19 protein-coding genes and 1 pseudogene are annotated in these 23,051 nt (G+C 59.6%); 10 read left to right on the top strand and 10 right to left on the bottom strand.

Going from position 1 to position 23,051, the window contains the following annotated elements; all coding sequences use genetic code 11:
- The first annotated feature begins 7 nt into the window (after positions 1–7).
- Together FBY10_RS25225 and FBY10_RS25220 are read left to right on the top strand one after the other, a co-directional pair.
- Positions 8–865, top strand: a complete 858-nt coding sequence (locus tag FBY10_RS25225; RefSeq protein ID WP_237683084.1) for an SDR family oxidoreductase — start codon at positions 8–10, stop codon at positions 863–865.
- Positions 866–943: 78 nt separating this feature from the next.
- On the top strand, positions 944–1,450 hold the full coding sequence (locus tag FBY10_RS25220; protein ID WP_145338173.1) for a nuclear transport factor 2 family protein: 507 nt from the start codon (positions 944–946) through the stop codon (positions 1,448–1,450).
- A gap of 59 nt (positions 1,451–1,509) precedes the next feature.
- On the opposite strand, the gene FBY10_RS25215 is transcribed toward FBY10_RS25220, so the two are convergent.
- Together FBY10_RS25215 and FBY10_RS25210 are read right to left on the bottom strand one after the other, a co-directional pair.
- Positions 1,510–2,904 (bottom strand): heavy metal sensor histidine kinase, encoded by a 1,395-nt coding sequence (locus FBY10_RS25215; protein ID WP_145338172.1) that lies wholly within the window; start codon positions 2,902–2,904, stop codon positions 1,510–1,512.
- A complete protein-coding gene (locus FBY10_RS25210; protein ID WP_092398187.1) occupies positions 2,877–3,572 on the bottom strand; it encodes a heavy metal response regulator transcription factor in 696 nt (231 codons plus the stop codon). The genes FBY10_RS25215 and FBY10_RS25210 overlap by 28 nt, the downstream gene beginning before the upstream one ends.
- A gap of 216 nt (positions 3,573–3,788) precedes the next feature.
- Between FBY10_RS25210 and FBY10_RS25205 the strand changes: the two genes are divergently transcribed.
- From FBY10_RS25205 to FBY10_RS25190, 4 genes are all read left to right on the top strand, one after another.
- Positions 3,789–4,400 carry a hypothetical protein gene (locus FBY10_RS25205; protein WP_145338171.1) on the top strand — a complete coding sequence of 204 codons (612 nt, stop codon included), beginning with the start codon at positions 3,789–3,791 and terminating at the stop codon, positions 4,398–4,400.
- Between the two features lie 71 nt (positions 4,401–4,471).
- Positions 4,472–5,095, top strand: coding sequence for a cytochrome b/b6 domain-containing protein (locus FBY10_RS25200; RefSeq protein WP_145338170.1), 624 nt, complete (start codon positions 4,472–4,474; stop codon positions 5,093–5,095).
- Complete coding sequence (locus tag FBY10_RS25195; protein WP_145338169.1) at positions 5,088–5,855, top strand: molybdopterin-dependent oxidoreductase; 768 nt, start codon at positions 5,088–5,090, stop codon at positions 5,853–5,855. The genes FBY10_RS25200 and FBY10_RS25195 overlap by 8 nt, the downstream gene beginning before the upstream one ends.
- Positions 5,856–6,808: 953 nt before the next feature.
- Positions 6,809–7,201 (top strand): RidA family protein, encoded by a 393-nt coding sequence (locus FBY10_RS25190; RefSeq protein WP_145338168.1) that lies wholly within the window; start codon positions 6,809–6,811, stop codon positions 7,199–7,201.
- Between the two features lie 154 nt (positions 7,202–7,355).
- Here the strand turns inward: FBY10_RS25190 and FBY10_RS25185 are convergent, their stop codons facing one another.
- The 5 genes from FBY10_RS25185 to FBY10_RS25160 all read right to left on the bottom strand — a co-directional run bounded on the left by FBY10_RS25185 (position 7,356) and on the right by FBY10_RS25160 (position 13,464).
- Entirely contained in the window at positions 7,356–8,297 is a 942-nt protein-coding gene (locus FBY10_RS25185; RefSeq protein ID WP_145338167.1) for an AraC family transcriptional regulator, read from the bottom strand.
- Positions 8,298–8,323: 26 nt separating this feature from the next.
- Positions 8,324–9,157 carry an oxidoreductase gene (locus FBY10_RS25180; RefSeq protein WP_145338166.1) on the bottom strand — a complete coding sequence of 278 codons (834 nt, stop codon included), beginning with the start codon at positions 9,155–9,157 and terminating at the stop codon, positions 8,324–8,326.
- 802 nt (positions 9,158–9,959) lie between these two features.
- Complete coding sequence (locus FBY10_RS25170) at positions 9,960–10,523, bottom strand: cytochrome b (protein ID WP_145338165.1); 564 nt, start codon at positions 10,521–10,523, stop codon at positions 9,960–9,962.
- 82 nt (positions 10,524–10,605) lie between these two features.
- Positions 10,606–12,060: an aldehyde dehydrogenase family protein gene (locus FBY10_RS25165; RefSeq protein WP_145338164.1), complete on the bottom strand. Its 1,455-nt coding sequence runs from the start codon at positions 12,058–12,060 to the stop codon at positions 10,606–10,608.
- Positions 12,061–12,087: 27 nt separating this feature from the next.
- Complete coding sequence (locus FBY10_RS25160; protein WP_145338163.1) at positions 12,088–13,464, bottom strand: aspartate aminotransferase family protein; 1,377 nt, start codon at positions 13,462–13,464, stop codon at positions 12,088–12,090.
- A gap of 210 nt (positions 13,465–13,674) precedes the next feature.
- Between FBY10_RS25160 and FBY10_RS25155 the strand changes: the two genes are divergently transcribed.
- Positions 13,675–14,691: a helix-turn-helix domain-containing protein gene (locus FBY10_RS25155; RefSeq protein ID WP_099491959.1), complete on the top strand. Its 1,017-nt coding sequence runs from the start codon at positions 13,675–13,677 to the stop codon at positions 14,689–14,691.
- On the opposite strand, the gene FBY10_RS32325 is transcribed toward FBY10_RS25155, so the two are convergent.
- The 3 genes and pseudogenes from FBY10_RS32325 to FBY10_RS25145 all read right to left on the bottom strand — a co-directional run bounded on the left by FBY10_RS32325 (position 14,639) and on the right by FBY10_RS25145 (position 18,399).
- Positions 14,639–15,394 carry a methyl-accepting chemotaxis protein gene (locus FBY10_RS32325; protein ID WP_370623266.1) on the bottom strand — a complete coding sequence of 252 codons (756 nt, stop codon included), beginning with the start codon at positions 15,392–15,394 and terminating at the stop codon, positions 14,639–14,641. The two genes, FBY10_RS25155 and FBY10_RS32325, sit on opposite strands and share 53 nt — an antisense overlap.
- Positions 15,395–15,496: 102 nt before the next feature.
- A pseudogene (locus FBY10_RS32320) lies at positions 15,497–16,504 on the bottom strand (HAMP domain-containing protein); the annotation flags it as partial.
- 401 nt (positions 16,505–16,905) lie between these two features.
- Positions 16,906–18,399, bottom strand: a complete 1,494-nt coding sequence (locus FBY10_RS25145) for an MFS transporter (protein WP_145338161.1) — start codon at positions 18,397–18,399, stop codon at positions 16,906–16,908.
- A 308-nt stretch (positions 18,400–18,707) separates the two neighbouring features.
- On the opposite strand from FBY10_RS25145, the gene FBY10_RS25140 reads away from it, so the two are divergent.
- From FBY10_RS25140 to FBY10_RS25130, 3 genes are all read left to right on the top strand, one after another.
- Positions 18,708–20,156 (top strand): APC family permease, encoded by a 1,449-nt coding sequence (locus FBY10_RS25140; RefSeq protein WP_145338160.1) that lies wholly within the window; start codon positions 18,708–18,710, stop codon positions 20,154–20,156.
- Positions 20,157–20,237: 81 nt separating this feature from the next.
- On the top strand, positions 20,238–21,659 hold the full coding sequence (locus FBY10_RS25135) for an aldehyde dehydrogenase family protein (RefSeq protein WP_099491963.1): 1,422 nt from the start codon (positions 20,238–20,240) through the stop codon (positions 21,657–21,659).
- A gap of 53 nt (positions 21,660–21,712) precedes the next feature.
- On the top strand, positions 21,713–23,035 hold the full coding sequence (locus tag FBY10_RS25130; protein ID WP_178116791.1) for a hypothetical protein: 1,323 nt from the start codon (positions 21,713–21,715) through the stop codon (positions 23,033–23,035).
- Positions 23,036–23,051: the final 16 nt, after the last annotated feature.

Genomic DNA, 23,051 nt, shown 5'->3' with positions numbered 1-23,051 from the left:
ACGGCCAATGTTCATTTATGGCAGTGCCGCTCAGCGCCTGACTCCTCTCAAAATGGCCGCATTGTGGTTCCAGTCGATCCACACAACCAAGGCTGAGGAGTCAGATATGTCAGGTAAATTCGCTAATCAGGTTGCAGTCGTCACCGGCGCATCCACCGGGATCGGGTTTGCGATTGCGCAGGGTTTGATTGCCGAGGGAGCCAAGCGTGTTTACATCACTGGGCGTTCTGCAGCCACGCTGGAGGCGGCGGTGGCCAAGCTTGGCGATAGAGCGGTCGCGGTCATTTCCGATGTCGCCCGCCAGGCTGATCTCGATAAGCTCAAGGCAATAATCGAAGCCCGCAACGATCAGTTGAACTCTGTGTTCGCCAATGCGGGTATTTGTGAAAAAAATCCGCTGGGCGAGACCACCGAGGCGGCTTATTTCAACATGTTCGACATCAACGTGAAGGGCGTTTTTTTTACCGTCCAGACGTTGATGCCGTTGTTGAAAAATGGCGCTTCGATCGTGTTGACGGCATCTATTTGCTCCAGCAATGGGATGGAAGGGCTGAGTCTCTACAACGCTTCCAAGGCTGCAGTGCGGTCCTTCGCAAGGACTTGGGCCAACGAACTCAAAGATCGCAAGATTCGAGCGAATGTTCTGAGCCCTGGCTTCACTCGCACCCCTCTGATGGATAACGGCTTGAAGATGAGCGAAAGCGACATTGTCGCGCTGCGCCAACATGTCGAGCAGATCACTCCGCTGGGGTATATGGCCCAGCCTGAAGAAATCGCCTCCTCAGCGCTGTTCCTTGCATCCGCCGATGCGAAATATGTCAACGGTGTGGAGCTGATGGTCGATGGCGGCCTGTCGCAGATCTGAGCACTTGCTCAACCGTAGTGCAGCCCTCGCAGAGGGTTGCTTTGTCGCTTTTGCGAAGCCTCAGCAGGAAACCTCCTCATGAACATTGAAGAATTGACCACCCGACTGGACGCCCTGGAAAGTCGCGCCGCCATCGAGTCGCTGATCAGCGCCTACGCCAATGCCTTCGACCGCATCGACGTGTCGCTCCTGAGCGGTATCTGGCACGAGGAATCGACACTGGATTTACCAGGTTTCGGCAATGCCCAAAGTCGTGATGAAATCCTCGCGATGGCGCAAAACAGCTGGCGCCAGATGCCACATATGCACCACTGGATGGCCAACCCGTTGATCGAAATCAAAGGTGACAGCGCGATGGGTACGGTGGCTGCGGATTGCCTGTTCCATGACATTGAAAAAGGCCCGGTTCAAGTCAGCGGGCTGTACTACGACAGGTTTGAACGTCGGGACGGAAAATGGGCGTTCCTGTCACGTCGTTTTGAACTGCACTTCCTGACACCGTTAAATGATTGGGTACCCATAGCCGGCGAAGAAACGTATGCGCCGATCGAGCATCGGAGCCTGAGCAAGCCCTCAGAAAGTTGACCTGCTCGCATGACTTTCAGTGAGGGCAGCGAACGACAAGTGCTGCCCGTTGATATCGTTCAAGCTCCAGGGAATGACAGCGAAAAACGGATAATCCCAGGCTTTGGCTGTTCGACACGCACGTGACCTCCATGCAGTTGCATGATTGCCACGACGATGGCGAGGCCAAGGCCGTAGGAGTCGGAGTTCTGCTGGCGAGACGCATCGCCGCGGTAAAAACGGTCGAAGAGTTTGCCCAGGGTTTCGTCGCTCAGTACAGGACCTTGGTTCTCCACTTCAATCCGCGCACCGCTGTGGGAGTCCGTCACCCGCATCACAATCTCGGTGCCCTCGTAGGCGTAGCGAATCGCGTTCGCCACCAGGTTGCTCAAGGCTCTGCGCAGCAGCAATGGATCCGCGAGCACGTTGCCATCGCCTGTTATCTGGAAGCTCATTCGCCGCTCTTCAGCCAAGCCTTCAAAATATTCAGCAATGCGCTGAGATTCGTCATGCAACGATAGTTGTTGGCGCTCCACCACCGCTTGCGCTTCATCGGCGCGCGCAAGGAACAGAATGCTTTCGACGATGCGCGAGATCCGTTCGAGCTCTTCAAGGTTTGAAGCGATCAGTGCCTGATAGTCGTCCTCGCTGCGCCGCTGGCGAAGGGCGACCTGACAATGCCCCATAAGCGACCCCACCGGCGTGCGGATTTCATGGGCAAGGTCAGCGGAAAATTGCGTCAATCGCTGATAACCCTGGGCAAGGCGATCAAGCATTGCGTTATAGGCGTCACTCAGCTGTTGCAGTTCAACCGGCGTATCGGCGCTGTCCATGCGGCTGTGGAGACGCTCGGGTGTGATGGCTGCCGCATGGGCGGCCATTTCGCGCAACGGACGCAGCCCTCGGCGCAGTACCAGGTAGCCCAGCAAGGCTGTCGCCAGAAAGGCAAGAGCAACGGCCAGGTAGATGCGTTCGCGATACGCCGCGAGCATAGCCATTTCCTTGCCCATGAGGTGTGCGGCTGTCAGTCGGACTTCACGTCCACCAGACGTCGTGACGACGGTAGCGGCGCGCAGCATTGTTCCCGAGTCGGTCACGCCGCTGCGCAGATCACTGACGCTCAGCTTTGTATTCTGGCCGATCACAGGCAGTTCAGGCAGCGTGACGTTGAGTGGATTTACCTGGATTACCGGTTGCTGCCCGGGTTCTTCAATGATGAAGATGTCGTCTTCGCTGTCGAGCATGTTCTTGAAAATCTGTGGGCTGTCGCGCAGCTTCTCGATGGCGAGCTCGTAGTGCAGCAGCTTGCGAAAGTGCTCCAGACGGCCCATGACCGCATGATCGCTGTACACCAAAACCGAGGCTTTCATCGTCTGATACAGGTAAACGCCCGCACCGGCCACGGCGAGCATCGCTACCATGGAAAACGCCACGGTCGACCGCAGGGTCAGAGAGGGTTGACGTCGGGTCCGCATGGCCTCACCTCGCAGACATAGCCGATACCGCGAATGGTATGGATCAACTTGATCGGGTAGGGCTGGTCGACCTTGTTGCGCAGGCGCTTCACCGCAACGTCCACCACGTTAGTATCGCTGTCGAAATTCATGTCCCAGACTTCCGAAGCGATCTGTGTCCTGGACAGCACATCGCCTGCCCGACGCAGAAACAGATGCAGCAGGGCGAACTCCTTGTTGGTCAACACGATTACCTGCTGTTGGCGTGTAACGCGACGCCGCACCAGATCCAGCTCCAGGTCGGCGAGGTGAAAATGGTCGGCTTCGCGAACTACACCGCGACGCAAAATGGTGCGGATGCGTAACAGCAGTTCGGTAAACGAAAAAGGTTTGACCAGGTAATCATCGGCGCCCAGTTCCAAGCCGCGAATGCGGTCATGCAATTGGTCGCGCGCGGTGAGGAACAGTACGGGAACGTCTTGTCTGGCGCGCAACAGCTCAATGATCTGAAACCCGTCAATCCCAGGCAACATCACATCCAGTACGATCAGGTCGTAGGTTGTATGCAGGGCCATGTGCAGGCCGTCGGCACCGTGCTGGGTCCAGTCGACGTTGTAACCGGACTCGCCGAGCCCCTTTTTGAGGTACTCACCTGTTTTGGTGTCATCTTCAATCAGCAGGATATGCATCGTGAGGTGCGCTCGGGTCTCTTCATGACGGGATTCAGCCCGCGACATCGGTATCTCGGTTGTGCAGTGTAACGGGATGAGCGGGCGCAGTCGGTTACATTTCTGTCATTCATGGGCAGGGGCTGGCGAATGACAAAAATGTCATTCGGCGGTCATCGTGACGTCCCGGTCTGCGGACGAGGATGGCGGCACATCAACCCATGAGGAATTGTCGCCATGCAACTCAAACACGCCCTGTCTACCACGTTCGGTTTGTTGATGCTCAGTGCCGCCGTCATTGCCACCGCGGCCGACATGCCGGTAATCAAACCACTGCGTGGCACGGTGGAAAGTGTCAGCAACAATACGCTGACATTCACTGTCCGCTCGGGCGCTAAGCAGACTATCGGACTGCCTGACAAGACCAGTATCAACCGGGTATCGAAGGCCAATATCGACTCGATCAAATCCGACAGCTTCATTGGCTCGGCGGCCATTCCGCAGACCAACGGAACATTGAAGGCGCTGGAGGTCACGGTATTCGACGCCAGCCTCAAGGGCAGTGGCGAAGGTCATTACGGCTGGCAGAACGCGGATGGCAGCACAGGCACCATGACCAACGGTACCGTGGGGAAGCTGTCCAAAGCTGACGGTCGCACATTGACCGTCAACTACAAGGGCGGCGAGAAACAAATCGTCGTACCGGATGATGTGCCAATCGCCTACGTCGAGTCAGGCAAAGCCGATGAACTGGTCAAAGGCGCGAAAATTGTCGTGTTCCCGGCTGCGGATGGAACCACCGCGCGTGGCATTGCGGTTGGCAAGGATGGCTTCCAACCACCGATGTAATCACCTGAAAAGGCAGGGGCGCTGCCGTCTGGCAACGCTCCGCTACATGGATGGTTTGCAAGGGGAACCACGTGAGACAGAAAAAGCTTCATCCCTGGCCGGTTCGCCTCACCCACTGGCTCAACGCCGTTTGCATGGTCTGCATGTTCATGAGCGGTTGGTCCATTTACAACGCCTCGCCACTGTTCAGCTTCAGGTTTCCGGTGGCGGTGACCGTGGGCGGATGGCTGGGCGGGTCGCTGGCCTGGCATTTCGCATTCATGTGGCTGCTGCTGATCAACGGCGCAATCTATGTGCTGTACGGGTTGGTCAGTCGCCATTTCAAACGCGAGCTGCTGCCCGTCGGGCTTGCCGCCTTGAAGCATGATTTTACGGACGCTTTGCGCTTACGGCTGGTGCATGAACAGGGTGTCTACAACACAGTGCAGCGCCTGATGTACTGGATCGTGCTGGCGGCAGGCGCACTCGTCGTCATCTCGGGCGTAGCGATCTGGAAACCCATTCAACTTCAAGAGTTGGTCGCGCTACTGGGCGGCTATGACATTGCACGTTATGTACATTTCGGGGCGATGGCGATGATTGCTGCATTCGTCGTGATTCATCTGATCTTGGTGATTTTGGTACCGAAAACCCTGCTGCCAATGATTACGGGTGGAGTGCGGTCTCTTGATGCCGGGGAAAATGGCCATGACTGAACTTAGAAAAACTGTTCAGCGCGTCAGGCTTGAACCTGCGCAACAGCTTGAACTGGAAAACATTCAGCGCCGGCATTTTCTTCGGGCCGGCCTGACGGTGGGCGCGATGTCGATGCTGACCGGTTGCAACCTGCAGGACGGCGATCAGGTCGACAAAGTACTTTGGGCCATGTCGCGCTGGAACGACCGGGTCCAGGCGTGGCTGTTCAGCGGACAGAAACTGGCACCGACCTTCACCCGCGCCCAGATCACTACGCCGTTTCCGTTCAACGCATTCTATGGTCAGGACGATATCCCTGAGGTGGACCTCGCCAGTTACTCGCTCGCCGTCTCCGGCCGGGTCAGGGACAAGGCCCCCTGGACACTCGAAAGCTTACGCAAACTGCCGCAACGTAGCGATATCACCCGTTTGATCTGTGTTGAAGGCTGGAGCGCCATCGGGCAATGGGGAGGTGTACCGCTGAAAACCTTCCTGGAACACATCGGCGCCGACACCACAGCGAAATTTGTCGGTTTCAAATGTGCTGATCGTTACTACTCCAGTCTGGACATGCCGACGGCCTTGCACCCACAGACACTGCTGGCGCTGGATTACACCGATGTCGCGTTGCCGCCCGAGTACGGCTATCCGCTGCGGGTTCGAGTACCCACCAAATTGGGATTCAAAAACCCCAAGCATGTTGTCGAGATTTTCGTGAGCAACGACAACCCGGGTGGGTATTGGGAAGACCAGGGATACAACTGGTTCAGCGGGATCTGATGGCGCAAAAACTGAACAGCCACGCCAGGAATGCTGGCGAGACTCATGACACCAGACCTGATATGAGGCGTCCCCATGACCGATATATCTGCGGTACCGCCAGCTTCATCAGTGTTGCCGACTTCGGGAAATAAGAAGTCGGCAACGGCCCATGGAGCAGATTTCCAATCCCAATTGCAGGCCCAGTCCAGATCATCTGTGCAGGAGCCGGATACAACCCGGGCTCATCTGTTATCGGAATCGACCACAAACCTGTCATGCCGGCCGGAGATACGAGCACTGCTTCAATCGTTGGCACGGCGCGGGAACGCCGACGGTGCTTTCAGCAGACCAGGCCGATCATTGCCATGTACGCGAGCCAGCGGCCTGGATATCGCGGACTTCAACTTCCCTGATCGAAACGTTCTGGAGGGCAGTGAGGTTATTAAACACATCTGCGGAAGTGAGGAGGGTAGACGGCCCTACTCAAAGTCCTTTGATGAGCGAATCGTGTGTACTTTCAATGGCGAGGAAAGCGAATTCTCTTCTGACGTGATCTGCAAAGAGGGATTGAATGCGTTCGCTACCGCAGTGGCTCTTTCCCCAATAACCCTCACCTGGTTACCGATTGAGATTGTTAGAGCACCGCTACGGTCGACTGGCATACGAATTTTCCGCCGTCGCAAGTCCTCTTCAGTCGACAGCCACCTTCTCGACAAGTCAATTTCAGAGTAAAGGCGTTAAACGGGCGGATCTCGATAGCTCTTTCGCCGCATGGCTAGTATTTCTATGGATACAGCAGCTAAGCCAATGCTCGCCTTTATTTATTAGTGGTCTGTCGTTCGCTTACTGGCCCGGATTGCTAGAGTGGCGAATGCGGTTTTATGAGGCTGGGTTGACCCGTGGCCCGAGTGGGCGCTGTTCTGGCACGTGAGTTAGCTTTCGTATCCGTTTATATTTTGGGCTCCACAACCATGACTGATCGTCAGCTCATTGTTCCAGAAGGCATGAAATTGCTCTGCGAACATGCTGGTTATGCACCAGCTGTAAAGGTAGGAAAGACTCTATACTGCGCTGGCCAGGTAGGCCGGACGCCGGAATTATCAGTTATCGAAGACCCAGAGCAGCAGTTTTTGGCAGCATGGGACAATCTTCGGCTCGTCTTGGAGGCCGGCGGCTGCGAATTTGAAGATGTCGTCGAAATGACAACTTATCACGTCGATATGCACCGCCACATGCCAATTTTTAGACACGTGAAGGATAAAGTCTTTCCTCGGAGTACTTGTGCATGGACATGCATAGGTGTCGGTGAACTGGCTCGCCCCGGCCTTCTCGTGGAGATCAAATGCATCGCCGTAGAGCGATAACTTTTCTGATAGGCACCTGAATATACAAGTCCTGGATGGGTGTTCATCTATGCGGCAGCAGATGTGAAACTTCACTCGCCCGCTGTGTCGGCAGGCACGCCATCCGCACGTTCCCAAGCCTACTGGCGACGGGCAAGGCAGGATTGTTTGAAGCTCAGTGTGATGACACGAAGGGCGAAGGGGTTGTCGGTGCCGGCAACGCATAAGCCTGCTTCATCCACGCCACCTCCGCTATTGGCGTGCGTCCAAAGAGGCGCTTGAAATCGCGGCTAAATTGCGAAGCACTTTCATAACCCACCAGAAATGCCGACTTGGCCGCTGTCAGGTCGTTACGCAGCATCAGTAATCGCGCTTGATGCAACCGCGTCGACTTGAGGTACTGCATAGGCGAGGAATCGGTCACCTTGCGAAAATGTAGATGAAAGTTAGGCACGCTCATCTGCGCTTCCTGAGCGAGGATTTCTACATCCAGACGCTCTTGGTAACAGCGGTGGATTTTGTGAATGGCGCGCGTCACTTTGCCGAACTGACCCTGCTGTGCGATAGCCGCGCGTAGGGTGCCGCCTTGTTCGCCAGTGAGGATGCGGTAGTAGAGTTCGCGCAACATCGCTGGTCCGAGGATTTGCGCGTCGGTGCAGTCGCCCATGACTTCCAGAAAACGCAGGGTTGACTGGCGCAGCGGTTCGTCCATGGGCGAGGCGTACATGCCCATAGGCTGAGCCACGCCGATGTTCCATACCTCATCTACCTGCTGAATCAGCTCGGCGGCCAGATTGAAATCCAGACGTATGTACACCGCCAGCATTGGCTCCGCCTCGCTAGCGTCGGTCTCCATTGTAAAAGGCACTGGCACTGACACCACCAGATAATGCTGGGCGTCATAGATGTAAACTTCATCACCCAGATAGCCGCGTTTCTGCCCCTGACAGAGGATGACGATGCCCGGTTCATATAAAACCGGCGTGCGCGTCAGCGGCCGGTTGGAACGCAGAAAACGCACATCATCCAGCGGACTCAGGTTGTAACCCTCCAGCGGTGCAAGCTGGCCCATCAACTGCACCATACGCGCAGTGCTAGGGTTCTTGGGCTTCGGCATCGATTGCACGTTCTCCACTGTTATGCTCAGCCGTCCGTGGAACAACTCAGCGCTTCCCATTGCTCAATACTCTCCGCCGTCCGGTGCAACTTGTCACGCACCAGAGCCAGGGCGTCGCTGCCCAGCAGCAGTTGAGCCGGCGGGTTAGGGCTGGTGATAATAGTCATCATGGCGCGTGCGGCTTTCTGCGGGTCGCCCAGTTGAAGGCCGCTTTTTTCCTCACGGGCTTTTCGCACCGGGTCGAAGGTCGCATCGTAGTCACTGATGCTGCGCGGCGTACGCTGCATCGAACGACCTGCCCAGTCCGTTCGGAAAGACCCCGGCGCCACGGCCGTTACAAAAATATTGAAGGGTGCAAGCTCCTTGTTCAACGTATCAGAGATGCCCTCCAGGGCAAATTTGCTGCCGCAGTAGTAAGCAATACCTGGCATGGTGATATAGCCACCCATGGACGTGATATTGAGGATATGCCCCGCCCGTCGCTGGCGAAAAAAGGGCACAAACGCCTTGGTCATCGCCACCGCGCCGAATACATTGACGTCGAACTGACGGCGCATTTCCTCCAACGACGACTCCTCGAAAACCCCTTCGTGGCCATAACCCGCGTTGTTAACCAGCACGTCCACCGGGCCATACTGATCCTCAACAGCGGCGACGACGGCGTCGATGGCATTAAAGTGGGTAACGTCCAGCACCACGCCATGGGCTCTCTCAGGCAAGAGCGTTTGGAACGTTGCCAGAGAGGATTCGCTGCGAACAGTGCCGATCACTCGATGGCCCTGAGCGAGAGCTTCCTTAGCCAGGGCCTGGCCAAAGCCGCTACTAACGCCCGTGATAAAAATGGTTTTTTCTGCACGCATGGGGCGCACTCCTGAATATATAAGGTCAGGCTATGCTAGGGCGCAGAGTGGTTGGGAACTATGCCTGATTCGATTTTAGTATTGCCTGATTCTATCGGAGTGCTCGGCGAGCAACCTCAAATCTAGTGGAAAAAAACGAGGCCAAAGGAAGAAAAGCGACGGGCTTATTTACCTGCACTAATGTCTGCTTCGTGTCGCAAGTCGTTTTTCGGTAACGTTGATGTGCATGCGGTCTGGCCGAGGGTGTCGCACCTGCGCTCCAAGGTTTTCGCATTGGCAGTAAAGGCTATGCGCGCAGTTAATCGCTGAACGGATCGAACATCAGGTGTCGGAACCATTTATTGACGGGGCCCGTTTGCATTTGCTGGGCCAAAATAAGTTGATGGCGATTTCGGTGAGGCAGCGGGACTGGCGGACTTGGAAATAAAGGATCTCCATGCCCATGAAAAGCCAGAAATGCTCAGCTAAACAGCCTGCCCGACAACGCCTAAAGACTCTCAGGATCGCCAAAAAACATTTCGACTGGGCTCTAACTCGGTAGTTTCAGTTTGAAAAAATCTTAATATGCCCCCAATTTTGCCCCCACTCAGACGCCGTACATAAGCGATCACGAATGGCGATTCCTGACGAAATCCAGTATGGCTCTGGATGGCTTTCGGTGTACGCCCAAACTGGGTACCGGCGGCAGTCCTGTCAACGCAAACTCATCAATACCGATTTGCTCTGTGCTGCTCAAGTCGACCCGTTCAGCGAGCGGTCGGGTCGCCAAGTTGTAAACAAACTCACCGGTCGCCTCATCCCGTCAGAGCATGCGGCGCAACACGTCGTTGCGCGGGTCGCGGTCGTAGAAGCGATGCTTGAGGGCGCCCGCCACATGCAGCACGATCAGGACCAGCAACGTATAGGCGAGGACTTTGTGCAGCCATTGGAACACCGCAAACCAATCGTCATTCTTTGGCAACAGTTCCGGCAGGTTAACCCCGAAAAAGAACACCCCGTCGCTCATCGTGTAGGTGCTCGACATGGAGTAGCCCATCAACGGCACGATCACCAACAGCACGTACATTACGCGCTGGGTCAGGCGTGACAGGAACCGTTCATACCCCGCCAGGGTTTCCAGCGGCTGCGGCAGCTTGGGGGTACGAAAACGCACGGCGAGCTGAGTCAGGACCACCAGGAACGTCAACACTCCGAAGGACTTGTGCCACGGGTAATAGAGCTCGTATTTGCTCGCCACTTCATCATTCATGCCGGTCATGTGCCAGCCGACCCACAGCAGGCCCAGGACGAGCACGGCACGCACCCAGTGCAACACGCGCAGGGGGGTCGGGTACCGATCGATTGTCGGTTGATCTATTGGGTTCATATCAGGCTCTCCACGGAGCGATGCACGGTTCAATGGCCACCCTCAACGTTGGAGGGTGGCTCGGTCAGGTCAAGGCGTGTGCTCAGGCCGGCAGCAGCACGGTGATGACTTTCTCCTCGGTGTAGGCCAGCGCGCCGCTGAACCCGCCTTCACGCCCGATACCGCTGGTCTTGACGCCGCCCCAAGGCAGGTTGGCGTCCAATGGGCTCCAGCAGTTGATACCCACGGCGCCGGCTTTCACCGCTGCCGCGACACGGTGCGCTTTGACCAGATCGCTGGTCCAGACCGTGGCCGCGAGGCCGTAGCTGCTGTCGTTGGCCAGGGCTATCGCTTCGTCTTCGCTGTCGAACGAGATCAGCGTGCCGACAGGACCGAAGATCTCGTCCCGGGCGATTTCCATGTCGTTGCGGGCGTTGGCGAAGATCGTCGGGCGCACGAACCAGCCCTTCTTAGGCGCCGAGACGCCGCCGGCGAGCAGTGTGGCGCCTTGGTCGATACCCAGTTGGATGTAGCGGTTGACGCGATCGAATTGCGCCTTCTTGGCCACTGGGCCCATCTGTACGCCGGGCTCGCGAGGATCGCCCACGGTTACCGCCTGTGCGGCCTCGGCCAGTGCGGCACCGAAACGTTCGGCGAGGCTGCGCTGCACCAGGATCCGCGAACCGGCCGCACACACCTGGCCCTGGTTGGCAAACAGACCGAGCGTACAACCGCGCAGGGCGTCGTCGAAGGAGGCATCGTCGAACACAATCTGCGGGCTCTTGCCGCCCAATTCCAAGGCCACGCGCTTGAACAACACACCGGCGGTGCGCTGGATTTCACGCCCGGCCTCGGGACTGCCGGTGAAGCTGATCTTGGCGACATCCGGGTGTTCGCACAGGGCGCGACCGACCTCGTTGCCGTAGCCGGTGACCACGTTGATCACGCCGTCCGGGAAGCCCGCTTCTTGCGCCAGCAGCGCCAGGTGCAGGGCCGACTGCGGGGTTTCTTCCGATGGTTTGATTACGACGGTGCAGCCAGCCGCCAGCAATGCAGCGAGCTTCCACACGGTGATCATCAGCGGCGAGTTCCAGGGCACGATGGCACCGACTACGCCGACGGGCTCGCGTACCGTGTACGACAAGGTCTTGGTGCCAAAGTAGCCACCAGTGGGAATGGTGCGGCCTTCAAGCTGGTTGGCCCAGCCGGCGGCGGCGCGCAGGTTGGCAATCGCGTTGGGCAGGTCCATCCGGCGCGGTTCGATCGGCGAGCGTCCAATGGCGTCGGCATCCATATCGGCCAGCAGCTCGGTGTCGCGCTCCACCAGGTCGGCCAGTTTCGACAGCAGTCGGCCACGTTGGGCACCGTCGAGTTGGCTCCACTCACCGTCTTCAAGTTGCTGGCGCGCAGCCGACACGGCACGGTCCACGTCCTCACTGGTGCCACGCGCGGAGCTGCAGTACACCTGTTCAGTCACGGGGTTGACCAGGTTTATACGACGACGGTCGAAGGCTTCGCACGACGCACCTTCGATGAAATGATTCAAGTGCTCAGTCATGTTGCGGTCCTCCAGTAATGGACAAGATCATGCTTTGAGGGAAGCCAGGGCGTCGCCGAAGATGTCCAGTGCCTTGAAGAACAGTTCGCGGGATATCGTCAGCGACGGCATCACACGCATCACGTTGCTGTAGCGGCCACAGGGAATCATCAGCACGCCGTGGTTGAGCAGATAGCCCATCAGTTGGCCGATCTTCTCGCCCGCCAGGGGCGCCTTGGTGAGCGGGTCTTCGACCAGTTCGATGCCGATCATCAGGCCGCGCCCGCGCACTTCACCGACCAACGGGCTGTTGAAGCCACGAATATGCGCCTGTGCCTCCAGCCCCAGCGTGTGGGCGCGGTTGAGCAGGTCGAGTTCAGGATCCTGCAGGATACTGATGTTGGTCAGAGCCACGGCGGCCGACAACGAGTTGGCGGCGAACGTGTTGGGCATGGAACCGTCGGGGATTTTCGCTGCCAGGTCCGAGCGCATGATCAGGCCGGCCATGGGCAGGTCGCTGCCGATGCCCTTACCGAAGGTGAGCATGTCGGGCTGCACGCCGGAATGTTCGACCGCCCACATTTTGCCGGTGCGCCCCGCGCCGGACTGCACTTCATCGACGATCAGCAGTGTGCCGCTGCGGTCGCAGGCCTTGCGCAGCAATTGCAGGAATTCCGGCGATGGGGGCACGTAGCCGCCTTCGCCCTGTACCGGTTCCACGATCACGGCTGCCACGTCATCGGCGGCGGTGTAGGGAGTGTTCAACAGGTAGTCGATGTACTCGCCGGCGATCTGCTCGGCGCTTTTGTGGGTGGTGTCGAAAGGGAAACGGTAGGCGTAAGGGTAGGGGGCGTGAATCACGCCACCCATTTGCGCGCCAAAACCTTTGCGGTAGGCCGTGCCAGTGGTCAGCGAACCCGAAGCGTTCCACACGCCATGGTATCCGCCGTGAAAGGCGATGATCTGGTGCCGCCCGGTGATGCGCTTGGCAAACTTGATCGCCGCTTCCAGTGCATCACTGCCGCTTTGTGTGAAGAAGGTGATGCAGTCGCCACGCAAACCCTCGGGCGCGATTTCGGACAGCTTGGCGGCCAGCTCGGTACGCCGGGTGCTGTTGATTTCCAGGGCATGCATCAGCACTTCGGACTGTTCGCGAATCGCCTGCACCACTTTGGGGTGGCAGCGGCCTACGCTGCTGACACCGACGCCGGCGGACAGGTCGATGTAGGTGTTGCCGTCCGGGTCCTTGAAGGTTGCGCCGAAGGCTCTGTCCATGGCGATCGGCATGCGTCCACCGCCGCGCGCCATCGACTCGGTACGCGCCGAAAGCGCCAGGGCCTCGCACGTTTTGGGGCCGGGGAGCGTGCTGGAGGTGATGTGCGGTGCATCGGCGAAATGCAGGGCTGCAAGCTTGGCTTCACTCATGACGGATTCTCTGCGATGTTGATTGATGTGGCCTGATCATCTACGCGACGCGGGTAAGGCTGGTAGCCCGAATCGGCACATGTGGGGCGCCGACGCAGGTGAGGCGGCGTGAACTGAAGCTTTCACGAAATTTGCATTAATTGCGCTATGTGAGAATATCTATAAATAAATCGACCTTAAAATAAAAAATATCCGAGGGTATCGCTCATTATGAGAAATAACAGCGTCGGTCATTTTAAGGATGTTCACGTTCATGCGGCCAACGTGCAGCAGTGGAACCAGGACTACAGCCAGTTAACCGCCGGTTCGACCGAGAGTTCGCTGATGCAGTTGACCACCGGCGGTTGCCACGTTTTCCTTGAGCAGATCAACCAGCGTGTCGTGCAGCACGGTGTCGCGCCGCGGGGCAAGATGTGCTTCGCGGTGCCGATCAACGTGCCCGGCTCGATGCGAATGCAGGGGCGCGAGGTGGACGACAGCAGCCTGTTCTTTCTGCGCGGTGGCGAGGAGTTCATGTTTCATATGCCGATGGGCATGCAGCTGCTGTCCATCACGTTCGAGCGTGAATTGTTCGAGCAGGCGCTGGCGCAAACCGCGTCGGCCAAGGATGTGAGCCTGTTGCTGCGTCAGCCGGTGATCAGGGTTTCCAGCCAACGTTTCGCCGATGCCCGTCGGCGCTTGCTGGCGGTGTTCGCCCAGGCGATGGCCAGCGATGCTCACGACAGCGCACAAGAGCGGCAACACGACGAGGCGCTGGAGCAGGCCATGCTCAGCGAGTTGATGCAGCTCATGACCGATCCGGCCTGCGATAAGCAGCAGCGCACGAGCAGTTCCACGCGCAGTTTTATCGTCGAGAAATGCCACCGCATGGCGACCACCGGGCTGTTCGACGTGCCCAGTGTGTTCGAGCTGTGCGAACGCCTCCAGATCAGCCGGCGCACGGTGCAGAACAGCTTTCGCGCCGTGGCCGAGACCACGCCGCTGAACTACCTTCGCTGTGTGCGGCTCAATGGCGTACGCCGCACCTTGATGTCCACCCAGGCCGCGCATCTCTCGATTGGCGATGCCGCGGCCCAGTGGGGGTTCTACCACCTCAGCCATTTTGCGGCTGAGTACCATGCGCTGTTCGCCGAATTACCGTCCCAGACATCACGCGCCGCCATACCGCCGTGTGTTACACGCGGAACTGATCCATCAGCTTCATCTGTTGATTGGCCCGCGCGTTGAGCTGACTGCTGATCTGCGCCGACTCGGCGGCCTGTTCCGTCAGGGTCTCGGTCACGCCACGGATGGTCGAGACGTTGCGATTGACCTCTTCGGCCACCGCACTTTGCTCCTCCGCCGCGCTTGCAATCTGCAGGTTCATGTCGCTGATCACCGTTACCGCGTCGCTGATCTTGCCAAGCGCCTGCACGGCCTGATGAATCTGCCCGGCGTTGTCCTGGGCGAGCGTCTGGCTGGAATGCATGGTCGCCACCACGCCCCGCGTGCCGGTTTGGATGCGTTCGATGACCATGCGGATTTCCTCGACGGAATCCTGGGTGCGCTTGGCCAGGTTGCGGACTTCATCGGCCACCACCGCAAAACCCCGGCCGCTTTCCCCGGCACGCGCCGCTTCGATCGCAGCGTTGAGTGCCAGCAGGTTGGTTTGCTCGGCAATGCTGCGGATCACTTCCAGCACCGAACCGATCTGCTCGCTGTTGACCGCCAGGGCTTCGACTTCCGTCACGGCCTTGCTGACCTCGCGGGCCAACGCATTGATGTCCTGGGTGCTGCGCTCGATAAGGGTGATGCCATCCCTGGACGCCTGGTCGGCACCGCGTGCTGCCTGGGCGGCATTCGAGGCGCTGTGGGCGACTTCATGGGCGGTGGCGCTCATTTCGTTGGAGGCGGTTGCCAGTTGATCGATCTCGCGAAATTGCACCTGCATCCCTTCACTGGTCAGCCGCGCAATTTCCGAAGACTGGTCGGCGGTGCCGCGCGCATCGGTAATGCTCTGCTTGATCTGCGCCACAGTCGGCTGCAGTTTGTCGAGGAAACGGTTGAACCCGTTCACCAGTTCGCCCAGTTCATCTTTCTTGCGGTAGTGCAGGCGTTGGGTCAGGTCGCCGTCGCCACTGGCAATTGCCTTGAGCATCTGCGCGACACTGTTGATCGGGCGCGTCACCCCGGAGGCAGTGAACCAAATGAGCAGCAGGCCCAACAGCCCGGAGCCGATGGCCACCAGCAATGACTCCAGCGTGTCGCGGGTTTGGGTCTGGTCAAGCACGGTCTGAAGCGCTACCGAGTCGGCCAGCAAGACTTGTTTGGGCAAATCAATGACCACCCCCCAAGCTGGCGCGTCGGGGATTGGTGCGACGGGGTAGACAGCGCGGATCAAATCATTCTGGGCCAGTACCAGCGGTTTTTTTTGCGTCAATGCCGCAAGTATCGCCTTGCTTTCCTCGCCCAATGCGACGTTGAGCGGCTTGGCAACCTGGGCGACATCCTTACTGTAGGCCGCGAGCACGCCGCTGTCGGACACGATCAGCATGCTTCCCGAGCCGTTGAACAGCATGCGCTGGGCATCGTTTGCGGCCGCTTGCAGGGCGCCGAGTGCGAGATCCACGCCGAGGGCGCCGATCACCTTGCCATCGGCAATCAACGGTATCGACAGCGTGGTCATCAGTTGTACCTGCCCGGCCTGGGTGTCGGCATAGGGCGCCATCAGGCAGGTGCGCCGTGTGTCTCGCGGGCAGGTGTACCAACTGTTGTAGGGGGTGCCGCTGATGCTGAGCTCGGTCTTCTGCAAATCGCTTTCGGGAATCAGTATGTTCACCGACTCGCCAGCGCCCCGGTTCCAGGCACTGGCAAAGCGGCCGGTTTCGTTGGAGGCGCGCTCGGCGTCGTTGGCGAATGCGCTGTCTTGACCCTCCAGCGCATTCGGCTCGAAAACCAGCCACAGCCCGAGTATCTGCGGATTGCGCTCGAAGGTTGCCTTGAGACTCTGGTTCAGCTCCTCACGCAACGTCGCGGCCGGCAAGCCGCGCTGCGCGGCCATGTTACGCAAATGTGCTGCCTGGTCGGACAGGGCGGTAATGAGCAGCAGGCTGTTGCCGAAGATCCGCTGCAGGTTACCCGTCTGCTCGGCGGCCTTGGCCAGCAGCAGGGTCTCGCCGCTCTCGGTGAGCATCTTGCTGCTGGACGTACTGATCAACCGGTTGTTCTGGTTACTCTGATAGAGGTTCAGGCTGACGATCAGACCGATTACGCCCAGAAGGCACAGGCCGGAAAGCAGGATGATTTTCAAACGGATGGAGAGGGCGTCGAGCATCGGAGTATCTCGCAGGTGAACAGCATGCTTGTTGACCATCAGTTGGCCCGGGCCACTGACTTCTTATTGGGTATGTCGTATATCGGCCGGTCTCGGGTGTTAGGGAGGCCGGTTCGGTAATTCTCTCGTTATCGCGCTATGACGGCCGTCTGCCCGCTGAACTTGACCAGCAGCGCCGCAACCAACAACAGGGCTGTCAGCACCGCGAGCACCGCCACGAAGCCGGCATCGAACGCCGAACGTGCCAGCCCCGTCAGCAGCGCCGCGTCATCGGTCGATAACGTTGCAGAGACCAGCAGCGCGTCGTCCAGGCTCTCGAACGTCAAGGGGTTCAGGCCCAGCCGCGGCGGGATCGTCAGGCTGACACACCCGGCATAAATCGCCGACAACAGGCTGCCTGCCAGCGTCACCCCGGCGGCACCGCCCAGTTCGAAGGAAACCTCCTCGATAGATGCGGCCATGCCGGCCTTATCGGTGGGGACGCTGAGCATGATGGTGCTGGAAGCTGCCGTCAGCGCCGCGCCCATGGCCATGCCCAGTAGCGCAAGGCTGGCAACCTGCAGCGGTACCGCCGCGTTGCACAGCAACACGTACGCCAGCATGCCGGTGGCCGAGAGCAGCAGGGTCCAGAACAACATGCGTCGATTGCCCAGGCGTGACAGGTAGTAGCCGGCCAGTGGCCCGCCAACGAAGGAACCCAGTGGCAGCGGCAGGATAAACAGGGCCGCCTGCAGGGGGGACATCCCCAACACCAATTGCAGGCGCTGGCTGAACACTAGCTCCATGCCGATAAACGCGGCGGCTGAGGCGAGCGCCGCAATCACGGCATTTCTGAACAGCGGCATGCCGAACAGCGACAACTCCAGCATTGGCTGCGCGACGCGGCGCTGACGTCGAATGAACAGTGTCATGAACAACGCCCCCAGCAGTAGCGCCACCAGTATGGCCGCGAAGGAGGGCGACCGTTTGCCGAGTTCCTTGACGGCATAGGCCAGGCTGATCAACGCGATCATGACCTGCAGCGACCCCAGCCAATCCCAGTGCCGCTGGGCATTGCCCGGATGAGCATGGATCAGCATCGCCCCGAGCAGCAGCGCCGCCAGCACAATCGGAACGTTGATCAGAAACACCGAGCCCCACCAGAAATGCTCCAGCAGCAAGCCGCCCACGACCGGGCCGAGCGCCGCACCGCCGGAGGCCACCGATGCCCAGATACCAAATGCCATGGCCTGTTCGCGCTCGTCGCTGAACGTCAGCCGGATCAGTGCCAGGGTGGCGGGCATCATCATTGCCGCGCCGACGGCCAGGCCACCACGGGCGCCGATCAATACATTGGCCGAGGGCGAGAATGCAGCGATGAGCGAGAACAGGCCGAACACACTCAACCCGCCGAGGAACAGCCGTTTGTGCCCCAGGCGATCACCGAGCGTGCCCATGCCCAGCAGCAGGCCAGCGGCGATCAGCGCGTAGATATTGATAATCCAGAGCTTTTGCGAGGCCGTGGCGCCGAGCTCACGGGTCAGTGTGGGCAAAGCGGTGTACAGCACGGTCATATCAATGACGATGAGCAGCAATGCGCTGGAAATAATGGCAAGGATCAGCCAGCGGTGCTTGGAGGGCATAGTGTGGGCTCGATAATTGAATGGCCAACGCCGGCAACTTCAGGTCAGCCAGGCATAGGACGGGTGAACCTAGCATGCACGAACGCGCACCCGCGCCGTTATCCCAAATCGGCAGGGGAATAAGTCGGCCCTGACCTGTTTTGGGGCGCTGACCGCGATGTTACCGATTTGGGATAGCGAGGGTTGCGTGGGCGGGCATAGGATCGAATCCAGCGTGCAACCTCAAGAATAAAAGCGCTACCCGGCACCGATAGCGGCTGGATCGGGGCCACCCCACAGCGACTGCCTCATACAATAAGGTCAAGAACATGAGTGTAACTATGCCGGTCAACAGCTCTACAGAGCTCAAGCGTGGCGCCCTGGGTGTCGGCTTCATCATCTTCTTTGTGATTTCGGCGGCAAGTCCGCTTAGCGTGATTGCGGGTGGGTTCCCGATCGGCATCATGCTAGGCAACGGTGCCGGCACCCCAGCGTTACTGCTGCTGGCCTTGCTGGTGCTGTTGGCGTTCTCGGTGGGTTACACCACCATGTCCCGCCATGTCACCAACGCGGGCGGTTTCTACGCCTTCACCTCCCGTGGCCTGGGCGGCCTGGCCGGCGGCTCGGCGGCAGTGCTGGCGATGTTCGCCTACAACATCTTGCAGATCGCCCTGTATGGCATGTTCGGTGGCGTGGTCGCCGGCACCATGGAAAGCGTGGCGGGTGTGATATTGCCCTGGTGGTCCTATTCGCTGATGGCGATGGCGAGCATTGCGTTTCTCGGCTATCGCAAGATCGACCTCTCGGCACGGGTACTGTCGTTGGTGGTGATCGCTGAATACCTGGCGATCCTGATCCTCGACTTCGCCATTCTGAAAAACGGGGGTGACAGCGGCGTCAATCTCGACTCGTTCACCCGTCAGCATGTGTTCAGCGGCACTCCGTCCATCGGCCTGCTGTTCTGCTTCGCCGCCTTTATCGGCTTCGAGGCCACCACCATCTACGGTGAAGAAGCGAAAGACCCCCAGCGTACCATCCCGATCGCCACCTACAGTTCGGTGTTGCTGATCGGCGGGTTCTATGCGCTGTCGGTGTGGTCGATGGTAGTGGGTGTGGGCGCGGACAAGATCGTGCCGATGCTGCAAGCCATGCAAGACCCCACCACCTTTATCTACGGCATGTCCGATCACTTCGTCGGCCCGCACCTGACCCAGGTCATCCGCGTGCTGTTTATGGTCAGCATCTACGCCGGGCTGTTGGCGTTTCATAACGCTGCGGCGCGCTACTTCTACGCTATCGGCCGTGACGGCCTGCTGCACAGCGTGCTGGGCACCACTCACCGCGTGCACCAGAGCCCGCACATGGGGTCTGCCTTGCAGAGCCTGATCGCGGCCGTGGTGGTTTTGATCTTCGCCGCGATGGACGCCGACCCGATCCTGCAGCTGTTCGCCTGGTTCTCCAACCTGGCAACCCTGTGCGTGATCCTGCTAATGGCGATGACATCGTTCGCGATCTGCGTGTATTTTCATCGGCACCCCGAACTCAAGGTCGGCCTGCTGCGCGGGCGCATTCTGCCGGTGCTGTCGTGCCTGGCATTGCTGAGCGTGCTGGTACTGGCGGTGGCGCATTTCGATGTGCTCACGGGGGCCAGCCAGCTCTTGTCCTACAGCTTGTGCGCGGTGATTCCCGCAGCCCTGCTGGGCGGCCTGTATCTCGCCGCGCGCCTGCGCAAGGTATCGCCGCAGCGGTTCCTGGCCCTGGGCAGTCACAAGCTCTAAGGCCTGGTTCGAAACCTCTCTCCTGTGAATTGTTCACTGCCGTTGTGCGGCAGGGCTCGTCTGCGCTAAAGGAAATTGCATATGCACCATTACAAGATGCTCATCAACGGCGTTTCGGTTGCCGGTGAAAACGGCCAGTTTGACGTGATCAATCCGGCCACCGGCGCCGCATTCGCCCAATGCCCGGCCGGCTCGCTGTCCCAGTTGGACGAGGCGGTGGCCGCCGCTCAGGCCGCTTTCAAGACCTGGCGCCACAGTACCCATGGGCAGCGCTGTGAGCACCTCAATGCGATTGCCGATGCGATCGAAAAGGACGCTGATGCACTGGCCCGGCTGATCGTGCAGGAGCAAGGAAAACCGCTTGAGCTGGCGTTTTCCGAAGTCATGGGCGCCGCCGCCTGGACCCGCTACGCCGCCGGGCAGGAGATCGCCGTGGAACTGGTGGAAGAAACCCCGACCCAGCGCATCGAACTGCACCGCAAGCCCTTGGGTGTGGTGGCGTCCATCACGCCGTGGAACTGGCCTTTCATGATCGCCGTGTGGCACATCATGCCGGCGCTGCGCGCGGGTAACTGCGTGATCAGCAAGCCATCGAGCCTGACGCCGCTTAGCACGTTGCGCCTGGTCGAAATTATCGGGCGCCATGTGCCACACGGTGTGATCAACTGCGTGACCGGCGAGCAGGGTTTCGGCAGCGCGATCACGTCGCACCCGGGGATCCAGAAGATTGTGTTCACCGGCTCCACCGCCACCGGCCAAAGCGTGATGCGCGGGGCCGCCACCAACCTCAAGCGCCTTACCCTGGAACTGGGCGGCAACGACGCGGCGATTGTATTGCCGGGTACGTCGGTGGAGGAGGTGGCCGAAGAGATCTTCCAGGCCGCCTTCCTCAACATGGGCCAGACCTGCGCCGCACTCAAGCGCTTGTACATTCACGAATCCCAGTACCAGGCGTTTGCCGAGGCCCTGACGCGGATTGCCGAGCGCCAGGTGGTCGGTGATGGCCTGGAGCCCGACGTCAACTTCGGTCCGGTGCAGAACCTTGATCAACTGCAACTGGTGGACGCCCTGATTGCCGATGCGCGGGCACACGGTGCGCGGGTGCTGTGTGGCGGCGCACGCCTGGATCGCCCTGGGTTCTTCTACCCGCCCACGCTGGTGGCGGATGTGACCGATGGCCAGCGTCTGGTCGACGAGGAACAGTTCGGGCCGGTATTGCCGCTGATCGCTTATCAGGATGTCGAGGATGTGTTGCGCCGCGCCAATGCCGGCGACATGGGCCTGGGCGGTTCTGTCTGGGGCCCGGACGTTGAGCAGGCGCAGGCATTGGCCAGCCGTCTGGAGAGTGGCGTGGCCTGGGTCAACTGCCACGCGCGCATTCAGCCGAACACGCCGTTCGGCGGCAGCAAGATGTCCGGCTTCGGCGTCGAGTTCGGCCTGGAAGGGTTGCTGGAATTTACCGGCCAACAGTTGCTGTTCGTCAACAAGCGCGCAGCCGAATAACGCCTCAACAACTAAGACAGCCTCTCAAAAGGCGCACCCAAGGAGCTTCGATCATGCGGTATCCCTCCACGTCATTTCTCAGCGGTACGTTGGCCTGTACGTTGACGCTTTGCGCCATCAGCCAGGCCCAGGCCTATGAGTTGTACAGCGATGAGAGCCGGCATCTGAATGCCGACATGACCGCCGTGTTCGGCATGTTCAACAGCCGCAAGAACTATGACGGCACGCCGGGCGGTTCGACCTGGCGCGAAGGTTTCATCAAGTATGGCTTGAGCGGCGACCAGTCCCTGGCCGGTAATGGCACCGCCTATGGCGCCTTCGCGCTGGTCAGTTCCGCGACCTGGGGTGACGGCGACCCGGCCGGCAATACCCTGGGCAGCGAACGCACCACCAAAATCGAAGATGCGTACCTGGGCTGGCGCTCCGGCGACCTGTTTCCGGCCTTGGGCAAGGACGGCGTGGACATTTCCGGCGGTCGCCAGGTGGTCAAGCTCGGCAGTGGCTTCCTGATCAACGACGACGGTCCGAACCTGGGCAAGGGGCCGGCCAATGGCACGATGAACCGTGGCGGTGCGTATTACCTGGCCGCGCGGCACGCCTTCGATCAAACCGCGTTCCTGCGGCTGGGCGGCAAGGATGGTCTGCACGGCAGCCTGTTGTGGCTCAAGTCCGATAACCGCGCCCAGGCTGAAACCGAAGTGGCCGCCGGTACCCTGGATTACACCACCAAGCCGGGCACACTGGGCTTGACCTGGGTGCACGGCATCGATGTGAACGAACGCTGGGCCAGTGATTTTCAGCGCCAGCGCAAGGGCATGAATGTCTACAGCGTGCGCGGCGAAGGCGACGCAGGTCTGCCGAATGTCAGCCTGGCGTTCGAATATGCCTGGCAGGACAAGGACACCGGTCCCGAAAAAGCCTGGTACGGCGAAGCCGGCTACACCTTTGCCGATGTCGCTTGGACGCCAAAGGTCAGCTACCGCTACACCCGCTACTCACAGCAGTGGGATTCGCTGTTCACCGGCTTGAGCACTGGCTATGGCACCTGGCTGCAGGGCGAAGTCGCGGGCAACTATGCCGGGCCGTTCAACAGCAACACCAGCATCCAGCACGTGGCCCTCAAGGCCACGCCTCTGGAAAACCTGACCCTGGGTGCGCTGTACTTCGACTTCGACACCGTGCGCAAGAGCAATGCGCTGAACCTCAATGCTCGGGAGCTGGATGTATACGCCGAGTGGGCCGTCAACCCGCACCTGATCGTCACGCCGCTGATCGGCCTCTACAAGCCCAAGCAGGACGCCACCACGGGCGGCAACCAGGTCGCCGGCAACGGCACCAACGTTTACAGCCAGCTGACCATCGCCGTGCCGTTCTAGCCCACCGCAGCCGCCG

Source organism: Pseudomonas sp. SJZ103, from assembly GCF_007828335.1.
Lineage (GTDB): Bacteria > Pseudomonadota > Gammaproteobacteria > Pseudomonadales > Pseudomonadaceae > Aquipseudomonas.
This window is presented reverse-complemented; position numbering and strand designations above follow the sequence as displayed.